The organism is Streptomyces sp. NPDC001156, assembly GCF_053598275.1.
The window spans coordinates 1-10,746 of sequence record NZ_JBSFJX010000244.1 but is presented as its reverse complement, the minus strand read 5'-3'; the positions used below and the strand labels follow the sequence as shown (position 1 = coordinate 10,746).

The window sequence follows — 10,746 nt, the reverse complement described above, 5'->3', positions numbered from 1 at the left end:
ACGGCGTCGAAGGACGGGTCGTACTTGGCGTCGCGGTCGCGCAGCACGAAGCGTAGGGACTTCATGCGCGTGTCGAGTTGGGCGGAGAGATTGCGGGCCTGTTGCGTCGCCCAGGCCCGAGTGGGGTGGGCGGTGACGCCGGTGATGTGCAGTCTTCGGGTGCCGTGTTCCAGGAACGCCATGGCGTACAGGCGCTTTCCGAGCATGGTGTCCACGTGGAAGAAGTCGGCTGCGATGATCCCTTGGGCTTGGGCGGTCAGGAACTCGCGCCAGCTGGGGCCGGACCGGCGTGGAGCCGGGTCGATGCCCGCGGCGTTCAAGATCCCCCAGATCGTGGACGGTGCAATCGGATGGCCCAGCCGGGCAAGCTCGCCCTGGATCCTACGATGTCCCCACCGGGGATTCTCGCCGGCCAAGCGCAGCACCACCTTCCTGAGCGCGGACGCAGTCGGGGGTCGGCCGGTGTGGCCGCGGCGGGCGGAGTAGTCCCACTTCTTGGCGATCAGCTTGCGGTGCCAGGCCAGCAGGGTGCCGGGGGTGACGGGGAAGACATCGGCCCAGCGGCGGCGCGGTATCAGCGAGGACAGCGCGGAGAGCCAGAACCGGTCGGCCCACTTGTAGCGGACCGGGACCTTGAGCTGACGGCGCAGGACTGAGTTCTCATGCCTCAGCACCAACAACTCGGCTTCCCTGGCGGTGTCTCGGCGCAGCAGGACAGCCGGTAGGGACAGCAGCGTGCGAGCAGCGCGGTACAACAGCGACACGACCATCGGGACAGCCTCTCAGCCACCACCGGCAACCATGTACACCGCTGCTCATCCGCAGCGATGACTTTACGAGCCCCACACGACTTGTGGAGCTCACAGAACACGCTCCTGTCCGGGTCTCCGACGTTCTGCCAGAGGACCGGGCTATCCTTGTTGCCGCCCTCGTCCAACTCGTTCGAGGAGGCCTTGCCGAAGAACCACACTCCTCCGGTGTCGGCACCGTGTTCGTCGGCACTCCAGAGACCGTGGCCGATACCCCAGTTTCCTCTATCAGACCCCGGAACGTCGTCATATACCCCGAATCCGCAGTCCTTTCGGGCGACAAACGTCCCGTCTATGCGAAGCACCAGAGAGCCCCCATTGGGGCCTGACCACGATCCGACCAATTGGGGTCTCGCCAAGTGCGCGGGCGTCGGGGTGTCGTCCTGCGCGTAGAAGTAGGCAACCGCGACAGTTATGAGTAGCACCGGGATCAGGCAGCCCGTCAGCCATCCAAACCTCCTGCGTCTGGTCCTGGCATGAGATTTGGATGCTTCAGGCGAATCCCGCTGCTCGTCATCAGGCTGATCGGGGACCGCCTGCATGCTTCCCTCCACCCAGAAAGCTGCCGTCGTCGACAGTGAACTCCTGCCGAAGAACGGCTATAGCATCGTCCAGCTCACCCCTATGTGGTGCGAGGCGCCGGACTGGCGCTGGAGGAGCGGACGACCAGCGTCGGCGTCAGCAGCCTCCCGCCGGAGCCCCGGGTGGTGCCCAAGTCGCCCGCCATGGCCGGAGTGGAGTCGAGCAGGGCGGCCACGATCTGCTGCCCGATCTCCGCCATGGGCTGGCGGATGCTGCTGAGGTCCAGTGCGGCGGCGGTGGGGGAGTCGTCGAAGCCGACGACGGCGAGGTCCCGGCCCACCTCCAGGCCCCATCGCTGGGCCGCTCGCATGGCTCCGACGGCGAGGGTGTCGGAGGCGGCGACGATCGCAGTCGGCGGGTCGGACCGCTCCAGCAGCGCGAAGGCCATCTGCATGCCGGCGGGAACGGTGTCCTGCCCGCACACAACCTGTGCGTGGCAGTTGGAAGGCAGCCCTTGCCGGTCTATCGCCGCATGCCAGCCGCGCGCCCGCTGGTCGCCCACGTTCACCTCGGGCTTCAAGCCCACATACCCGATGCGCTGGTGGCCGCGGTTGACCAGGTGGTTGACCGCGGCGGCGATGCCGGAAGAGTTGTCGACATCGACCCAGGCGTACTCCTCGCTGCCCTGCGCCGTCCGCCCGAAGGCGACGAAGGGGACGCCCAGGTCGAGCAGGGCACGCGGCCGCGGGTCCCGGGCGTCGATGCCGTAGAGCACGAAGGCCTCCACTCCCGCGCTCCGGTGCAGGCGCCGACAGACCTCGATCTCAGCGGCGGCGTCGTCGGCCGGGAACAGCAGCAGGTGACGGTCCGCGGCGCGGGCGGCTTCGGCCAGGGAGTGCAGCAGACGGTCGTGGAACGGGTCCAGCGCGTCGGCCGTCGGCGGCTCGATGCGGTAGCCAATCATCCGTGAGGTGTTGGCCCGCAGGGCCTGCGCCAGCCGGTTGGGCTGGTAACCAAGTCGGGCGATGAACAGCTCCACGCGTTCCCGGGTTTCGGAGCGCACCCGCTCCGGCGCGTTGATGACGTTGGAGACGGTCTGCCGGGACACACCGGCCGCCCTGGCGACGTCCACAAGTGTCGGGGCCGGGGTTTTCGTTGGCGGCCAGGCCTGCTCTGCCACGCTTCCTCGCTCTCCTCTCGTGCGCTGGTGCCATCCCAGCCGACAGCGAGCCTAGTGAGCTCGGCATCGATCGAGTAACGTTCATGTTGCACGTTCAAAGGTACCGACAGGTAAATGTACCGACAGGATGCGCCAGCGCCCAGCATCACACCGTCGATGGAGGACTTGTGAGGCACCACCACTGCACGCCCACCCTCGGACTGCACGAGCTGGTCACGGTGGTGCGGGCACCGTCGGTGTGCCTGAGCGGAGGCGACGGCCAGATAACCACCGGCGGGGTGCAGGGGTTCTACGACAGCGACCGCAGGATCCTGTCGCACCTTCACGTTGAGGTGGCCGACGCCACGGTGACTCCGGTGGGCAGGTCGCTCGGTGGTGGCGGCCGGGCCGTCTTCAGCTACCAGGTGTGGCCTTACGGCGATGCCTCCTCGGACACCTCGGTGAGCCTGCACCGCCACCGCACCGTGCAACCGGGCGGGCTCACGGAACGGCTGGAGTTCGTGAACCGCGGCACCGGACCGGTCAGCGTGCGGATGTTGGTGCGCTGCGGCAGCGACCTAGCTTCGATGGGTCGGGTACGCGACGGTGCGGACTGCGTCCCGGTCGCCGCGGCGGCGGACGGTTCACGGGTGCGCTGGTCGGACGGCGGCCAGGAGGTCGTGCTGACAGCGAACCGCAAGCCGGAGGAGACGCTGTGCGAAGACGGCGGCGCAGTCGTCGCGTTCCGCGTGGATGCGGACCCCGAGGGCACCTGGTCGTTGACGCTGTCCGTCGCGACCCGCAGCACCGGGCCGGCTGACAACGACACCTCGGCGCTCTTCGGGGCCCCGGCGGCGGGCGGCCCGGCGATCCTCCTGGCCCCGGCGCAGCCGCGGGATCCGGTGCTGGCCAAGCTGGTTGGGCGCAGCCTGGAGGATCTGGACGGCATGCTGCTGACCGACCCCCTGGCCCCCGCCGACCTGTTCCTGGCGGCCGGCAGCCCCTGGTACTTCACCCTCTTCGGCCGCGACGCCCTGTGGTCGGCGGCCCTGCTGCTGCCGCTGGGCACCCGCCTGGCCGCCGGCACCCTGCGGACCCTGGCCCGCCGCCAGGGGACCCGGTTGCGCCCGCAGCGCGACGAGGAAGCCGGCAAGATACTCCACGAGGTGCGGCGGGAGACGTTGCGGGCGGCGGGCGTGGTCATCCCGCCGGTGTACTACGGCACGATCGACGCGACTGCGCTATGGGTACGCCTGCTGCACGACGCATGGCGTTCGGGTATGCCTGCAGACGAGGTGGCGGCACTGCTGCCCCATCTCCATGCGGCGCTGCGCTGGATCGCCGAGTGCGGTGACGTCGATGGCGACGGGTTGCTGGAGTACCGTTCGTCCGCGCACGACGGCCTTGCCAACCAGGGCTGGAAGGACTCGGCCGAGGGGGTGCGCTGGGCCGACGGACGGTTCGCCGAGGCACCGTTGGCGCTGTGTGAGGTCCAGGCCTATGCGTACGCCGCCGCCACCCAGGGGGCCGACATCCTCGACGCGTTCGGGTTGAGCACCGCGGACCACTGGCGCGAGTGGGCAGCGCGGCTGCGCGAACGCTTCCGGCGGTCGTACTGGCTCAGCGACGCGTACGGGCCCTACCCCGCGATCGCCCTCGACGCCGTCAAGCGGCCGGTGGACGGCGCCACCTCGAACATGGCTCATCTGCTGGGCACCGGCCTTCTGACGAGCGAGGAATCGGCACTGGTGGCCAACCGGCTGGCCCAGCCCGACCTGGACTGCGGGTACGGCCTGCGGACACTGTCGGAGACGAGCAGGGCCTTCAACCCCTTGAGCTACCACTGCGGCAGCGTGTGGCCGCACGACACCGCCATCGCCGTCCTCGGACTGGCCGCCGAGGGACACCACTCGGTGGCCCGCTCCCTCGCCCAAGGCGTCGTGGCCGCGGCGGAGCACTTCGAATACCGCCTGCCGGAGCTCTACGGCGCCACCAGCGGCGACGAAGGGCTCCTGCTCGCCTACCCCACGGCCTGTCGTCCGCAGGCGTGGGCGGCTGCCGGTGCGGTCGCCATCGCCGGCTACCTGGAGGGGTGGGCGCCCTACGGAGCGTATGCCCACCGCACCGCCCCGGCGGAAGGCGGCTTTGCGCAGCACCCGGTGACCTGACGAGCCGACAACGTCCCCTCCTGCAATGGCGGGGACGTCGAGGACGGCAACAGAGCGCAGGGCCCGCGCGGCCGGAGACCGTCCCGCGCACACCGTCGCCAGGGCCGCGACCGCACCCGTCAAAAAACGGTGCGGCCCCCGCCCCGACTCTGCGTCGCCGGCGTCTGCCGCGAACCGCAACCTGCCCCCCGGTACCGTCCTCCGGGCGTCCGGCACGCGCGTACCCGCGGTGCCGCCCGGGCCGAAGTTCCCCAGAGCGCTTCTTCCTTGATTCAAGGGGTTGACGCGGCGGATTCCGGCCAGGAAACTTCCAGGCAATATTTGAACGCTCCAAGAGGGCGAGTAGGTCTTTCCGGGGCATGGGTGAGTCGGCGTCAGGTCCGGTGTCCCATGGTGCTGAACTTCGGGGTGCCATGACGCCCGGACAGGAAGTGGCGAACTGACTCGCCGCTCAAGGCTGCTCGCAGTGCTCCCTTGCCCTACAAAGGAAACAGGAGAACCAGGTGGAGAACAGAGCAAGGCGGCCACGGGTGGCAGCCGCAGGTGCCCTCGCGCTCACGTTGGCGCTGGCGGCGTGCAGTTCGTCGGGTGGCGGCGGGGGCACCGCCTCGAAGAACGCGTCGGGCCGCGGCCCCATCACCTATGTGCAGGGCAAGGACAACACCGGCGACGTCAAAAACATCATCGCGAAGTGGAACGCCCTGCATCCGGACCAGAAGGTCACGCTCAAGGAGCAGAGCGACCAGGCCGACCAGCAGCATGACGACCTGGTCCAGCACTTCAAGGCCCAAGACCCCGGCTACGACGTGGTGTCGGTCGACGTCGTGTGGACGCCGGAGTTCGCCGCGCAGAACTGGCTGCAGCCGCTGACTGACAAATTCGCCCTCAACACCGCACCACTGCTGAAGGTGGCCGTGGACGCCGCGACCTACCAGGGGAAGCTGTACGCGGCGCCGATGGCTTCCGACGGCGGGATGCTGTACTACCGCAAGGACCTCGTCCCCAAGCCGCCGTCCACCTGGAGCGAGCTGCTCGCTGACTGCAAGATCGCCCAGGCCCATCACATGGGCTGCTATGCGGGCCAGTTCGCCAAGTACGAGGGCCTGACCGTCAACGCCTCCGAGGCGATCAATGCCGCCGGCGGTGAGATCGTCAAGTCCGACGGCAAGACCGCCGACGTGGACACGCCGCAGGCGGCCAAGGGCCTGTCGTTCCTTGCGGACGCCTACAAGAACGGCGACATCCCCAAGGAGGCCATCACCTACCAGGAGGAGCAAGGGCGCCAGGCGTTCGAAGCCGGAAAGCTGCTGTTCCTGCGCAACTGGTCCTACGTCTACAACCTGGCCAGCAACGACGGAAGCTCGGTGGTCAAGGGTAAGTTCGCGGTGGCGCCCGAGCCCGGGCCGAACGGCATCGGCGCGAGCACCCTGGGCGGGCACTCCCTGGGCATGAGCGTCTACTCCAAACACAAGGCGACCGCGCTGGACTTCATGAAGTTCTACGAGAGCAGCGACATCCAGAACGAGTTGCTGATCAAGGAGTCCAACGCCCCGGTCCTCAAGAGCCTGTACACGGACCCGACGCTGTTGGCCAACCCCAAGCTGGGCTACCTCAAGACGCTGGGAGAGAGCCTCGCGAGCGCCAAGAGCCGCCCGGTCACGCCGTTCTACCCCGGTGTGACCGCGGCCATCGAGGAGAACGCCTACGCCGCGATCAAGGGCAGCAAGCCGGTCTCCCAGGCTCTGAAGGATATGCAGGCAGCGATCAATTCCGCCACGGGCGGCTGACGTCAGGAACGGTGGACCGGGCCGGCCAAGGGTGACGGTCCGGTCCACCGCCGACACGAGTCTGCACATCCCGCGCGCATCCGCCCCCGGCGCGGCCTCACGACAGGGACACAGATGACCGTTACCACCGACAGACCGGCAACGGAGCCGGCCGGGTCGAAACGGCGGCTCACGCGCCGGCACCGCCACACAACGGGTGAGGGCCGTGCCGCACTGCTGCTGATCAGCCCCACTTTGCTGTTGCTCGCCCTGGTCATCGGCTACCCGGTGGTGGCCGCTTTGATCACCTCGTTCCGGCAGGATCAGTCACTGCAGAATGGGTTCTTCAACCGGGGCGGCGGGTTCGCGGGCTTCGGTAACTACACCCACTGGCTGCTCCAGCGCTGCGGCGTCGGCGCCTGTGCGCCCGGCACCCTGGGCAGCGAGTTCTGGGACGCCGTGACCGTTACCGTGCTCTTCACCGTCATCACCGTCGTGCTCGAGATGTTCCTCGGTACGCTGATGGCGCTGGTGATGCACCGCAACTTCAAGGGCCGCTCGCTGCTGCGGGCCAGCGTGCTGGTGCCCTGGGCGATCCCCACCGCGGTCACCGCGAAGCTGTGGTTCTTCATGTTCGCCTACAACGGCATCATCAACAGGGTTCTCGGCACGCACATCCTGTGGACCGACGGGCAGTGGGCGTCACGGTTCGCCGTGATCATCGGCGATGTCTGGAAGACGACCCCGTTCGTCGCCCTGCTCGTCCTCGCTGGACTGCAGATCATCCCCACCGAGTTGTACGAAGCGGCCAGGGTCGACGGCGCGAGTGCCTGGCATCGCTTCCGATATGTCACCGTGCCGCTGGTGCGCCCGGCGCTGCTGGTCGCGACCCTGTTCCGCGTCCTGGACGTGCTGCGCATCTACGATCTGCCCGCCATCCTCACCCACGGCGGTGGCGGCACCGGGCACTCCACGACCACCCTGTCCATCTTGGTCATCGACCAGCTCGAACAGGGCTACGGGGGCGCGTCCGCCCTGTCCACCATCACCTTCCTGTTCATCTTCGCGGTGGCCTTCCTCATGGTGAAGCTGTTCAACGCGAACGTGATCCGCACCCAGCAGTCGGCGGTGAAGTGACATGACGAGCATCACGGGAACCACCCATGCAGCGCCCTTCCTTCGATCGCTGGCGCTCCGCCGGATTGCCGGTCGCCTCGGCCTGTATGCGGGTATCGCGGCGATCATCGTGTGGTGTTTGGGGCCCTTCTATTGGATGGTCGTCACCGCGTTCCGCCAGGTGGGGTTCACCTTCGACACCACCCCGTGGCCGACCCATGTCACGCTGGACGACTTCCGCACCGCGTTCGACACCAGCCGCGGCAACCATTTCGGCCAGGCACTCCTCAACAGCACCATCATCGGGGCGGCCACCACGGCGATCGCCATGCTGGTCGGCACCTTCGCCGCGTACGCCGTGGCGCGCCTGCACTTCCGCGGCAAGTTCCTGGTCCTCGGCCTGGTCCTGAGCGCGGCCATGTTTCCCGGAGTCGCCCTCGTCACCCCGCTGTTCCAACTGTTCACCAGCATTCACTGGCTGGGCAGCTACCAAGCCCTCATCATCCCCGACATCTCCTTCGCCCTGCCGCTGACCGTGTGGATCCTGACCAGTTTCTTCGCCGAGATGCCCTGGGAACTGGAGCAGGCGGCGCGTATCGATGGCTGCACGCCCGGCCAGGCGTTCCGGCTCGTCATCCTGCCGCTGGCCGCACCGGCCCTATTCACTACCGCGATCCTGGTCTTCATCTCGGCCTGGAACGAATACCTCCTGTCCAGCCTGCTGTCCAACGGCAACGCCGCCGTCGCACCGGTCACCGTCGCGATCGCCGGCTTCACCGGAGCCCAGCCCCACCAGGAGCCCTACACCGCGGTGATGGCCGCGGGGACCGTCGTCACCATCCCGCTGATCATCATGGTGCTGCTCTTCCAACGGCGCATCATCTCCGGCCTGACCGCGGGCGCCGTCAAGTAGTCGGCGTGGGACCTCGGATCGTTCGACGACCGCTTTCACAGAAAGGCACACAATCGTGGCCCTGGCTTCGTCCTCCGGCCCCTCCACCGAGCGAGCGTGGTGGCGCGACGCAGTTGTCTACCAGGTCTACCTGCGCTCCTTCGCCGATGCCGACGGGGACGGGATCGGCGATCTAGAGGGACTGCGCCAGCACCTGGACTACCTCGTCGACCTCGGCGTGGACGGCATCTGGCTCAACCCGTGCTATCCCTCACCGCAGAAGGACCACGGCTACGACGTGGCCGACTACATGGACATCGCTTCGGAGTACGGCGACCTGGCGGCGTTCGACGCCCTGACGGCCGACGCGCATGGCCGGGGTCTGAAGGTGCTCATGGACCTGGTGCCCAACCACTGTTCCAGCGAGCATCCATGGTTCCGCGCGGCGGTGGCCGCGGGCCCCGGCTCACCGGAACGCGCGCGCTTCATCTTCCGCGACGGCCGCGGCGACGACGGAGCCATGCCGCCGAACAACTGGCCGTCCATCTTCGGCGGGCCGGCGTGGACCCGGATCGTGGAGCCCGACGGCACACCCGGCCAGTGGTACCTGCACCTCTTCGACGCCGCCCAGCCGGACTTCGACTGGACACACCCGGACGTCATCGGCATGTTCGACGACGTGTTGCGGTTCTGGTTCGACCGGGGCGTCGACGGATTCCGTATCGACGTGGCAGCCGCTCTGCACAAGCACCCCGAATTGCCGGACTGGACCGGCGGCCACTACAACGAGTACACGCACAACCTCCCGCAGGTCCACGAGGTCTACCGCCGCTGGCGCCACATCGCCGATTCCTACGCGCCCGAGCGGGAACTCACCTTCGTGGGGGAGATCTGGGTCCCCGACGTCGCCGACCTCGCCGCCTACCTGCGCCCGGACGAGCTGCACCAGGCCTTCTACTTCGACCTGCTCAAGCAGCCCTGGAACGCCCAGCTGTTCCGCAGCTCGATCGACCGGGCCCTCACCGGCATCGGGTCCACCGGGGCGACCATCACCTGGACCCTGGCCAACCACGACGTGCACCGCACCGTGACACGCTACGGAATCGTCCGCGCCGACGAGCCGCACGAATCACTCGACCACAACCTCGCCCTCATCCGGCCGCGCGGCGAGGTGGACACCGTCCTCGGTGAGCGGCGCTCCCGCGCCGCATGCCTGCTCCTCCTCGCGTTGCCCGGCTCGCATTACCTCTACCAGGGTGAGGAGCTCGGGCTGCCCGAGGTGCTTGATCTGCCCGACCAGGCCCGCCAAGACCCGACCTGGTTCCGCTCCAAGGGCCTCGACCCAGGCCGCGACGGATCGCGCGTACCATTGCCGTGGACCGCGCAGGCGCCGAGCTTCGGCTTCTCACCAACACAGGTGACCGCCGAACCCTGGCTCCCGCAACCACAGTGGTTCGTCAAATACGCCGCGTCCGAACAGCTCAAGGACGCCGACTCCACCCTCGCCCTGCACCGCAGGGCGCTGCGCGTCCACCGGGACTTGTTCTCCACGGCCGACCGGGCGGTGACGTGGATCGACGTCCCCGGCCGAGACGACGTACTCGCCTTCCGCCGGGACAGCGTCACCTGCGTCGTGGTGTTCGGCGACATGCCGCTCAGGCCACCCGCCGAGTGGGGATCGATCGTGCTCTGCAGCGCCCCCGTCCACCAGGGGCAGCTCGCCGGCAACTCGGCCGCGTGGCTGCACACCCCGTGAGCCGGCTGCGGAGTGCCTGTTGAGTTGGCACGGAGCGCGGTGCCGTGTTGCCACTGGTCCGTTTCTCCGTGCCGCTCGCCGACCAAGCGTATCCGCCTCCGAGTACCGGGCTCTCCACAACCTCTGCGTTCAGGCGTGGTTGGGGTGGGTCCAGGGGGTGAGGAGCGTGTTGCCTCTGTAGCGGTAATGGGTGACTGTCACCGCTTGGAGGTTGAACAGTTCGATCCCCGGGGGCTCGGAATGTCATCGCTCCGGCAGCTCGGCCACACCGTGCCCGTCCGCCGCAAGACGTTCCCGCAGATCCAGCAGATGACTCCACAACGGCTCCAGATACGCCCCGCGCATCACCCCGCTCGACCGCTCCCGCGTCAGGCGAACAGTGAAGGCATTCCAGTCGCCGCCGCAGTCCACCGCGCACGCCACGGCGAACCACACGTCCCAGTGCGACCACTCGCCAGATGGTGCCGTATGAGGCCACGGCTCGGGGCCGAACGTCGGCGGCCGGCGCCTGCCAGGGGACTTGTCTGCCGTGCTCACCAGCGCATTGTCGCACCGGAG

Annotated in this window: 8 protein-coding genes; 5 read left to right on the top strand and 3 right to left on the bottom strand. The window is 68.2% G+C overall.

The window, feature by feature from the left end; genetic code table 11:
* Together ACWDA7_RS45435 and ACWDA7_RS45430 are read right to left on the bottom strand one after the other, a co-directional pair.
* On the bottom strand, positions 1 to 770 hold a 770-nt coding region (locus ACWDA7_RS45435), incomplete at its 3' end, for an integrase core domain-containing protein (RefSeq protein ID WP_450613103.1).
* Between the two features lie 661 nt (positions 771 to 1,431).
* Positions 1,432 to 2,511, bottom strand: coding sequence for a LacI family DNA-binding transcriptional regulator (locus ACWDA7_RS45430; protein ID WP_355922278.1), 1,080 nt, complete (start codon positions 2,509 to 2,511; stop codon positions 1,432 to 1,434).
* Between the two features lie 167 nt (positions 2,512 to 2,678).
* On the opposite strand from ACWDA7_RS45430, the gene ACWDA7_RS45425 reads away from it, so the two are divergent.
* The 5 genes from ACWDA7_RS45425 to ACWDA7_RS45405 all read left to right on the top strand — a co-directional run bounded on the left by ACWDA7_RS45425 (position 2,679) and on the right by ACWDA7_RS45405 (position 10,188).
* Positions 2,679 to 4,658: a glycogen debranching N-terminal domain-containing protein gene (locus ACWDA7_RS45425; protein WP_450613101.1), complete on the top strand. Its 1,980-nt coding sequence runs from the start codon at positions 2,679 to 2,681 to the stop codon at positions 4,656 to 4,658.
* Between the two features lie 530 nt (positions 4,659 to 5,188).
* Positions 5,189 to 6,445, top strand: coding sequence for an ABC transporter substrate-binding protein (locus ACWDA7_RS45420; protein WP_450613099.1), 1,257 nt, complete (start codon positions 5,189 to 5,191; stop codon positions 6,443 to 6,445).
* Positions 6,446 to 6,559: 114 nt separating this feature from the next.
* Entirely contained in the window at positions 6,560 to 7,561 is a 1,002-nt protein-coding gene (locus ACWDA7_RS45415; protein WP_355922269.1) for a carbohydrate ABC transporter permease, read from the top strand.
* Position 7,562: 1 nt separating this feature from the next.
* Positions 7,563 to 8,453 carry a carbohydrate ABC transporter permease gene (locus ACWDA7_RS45410; protein WP_450613097.1) on the top strand — a complete coding sequence of 297 codons (891 nt, stop codon included), beginning with the start codon at positions 7,563 to 7,565 and terminating at the stop codon, positions 8,451 to 8,453.
* Positions 8,454 to 8,508: 55 nt separating this feature from the next.
* On the top strand, positions 8,509 to 10,188 hold the full coding sequence (locus tag ACWDA7_RS45405) for a glycoside hydrolase family 13 protein (RefSeq protein ID WP_450613095.1): 1,680 nt from the start codon (positions 8,509 to 8,511) through the stop codon (positions 10,186 to 10,188).
* 243 nt (positions 10,189 to 10,431) lie between these two features.
* Here ACWDA7_RS45405 and ACWDA7_RS45400 read toward each other — a convergent pair.
* Positions 10,432 to 10,746, bottom strand: a 315-nt coding sequence (locus tag ACWDA7_RS45400) for a hypothetical protein (protein ID WP_450613093.1), incomplete at its 5' end; no start/stop codon positions are given.

Excerpts from the sequence above, each read along its gene's own strand:
- ACWDA7_RS45415 (WP_355922269.1), top strand. The coding sequence starts at position 6,560 with ATGACCGTTACCACCGACAGACCGGCAACGGAGCCGGCCGGGTCGAAA.
- ACWDA7_RS45410 (WP_450613097.1), top strand. The coding sequence starts at position 7,563 with ATGACGAGCATCACGGGAACCACCCATGCAGCGCCCTTCCTTCGATCG.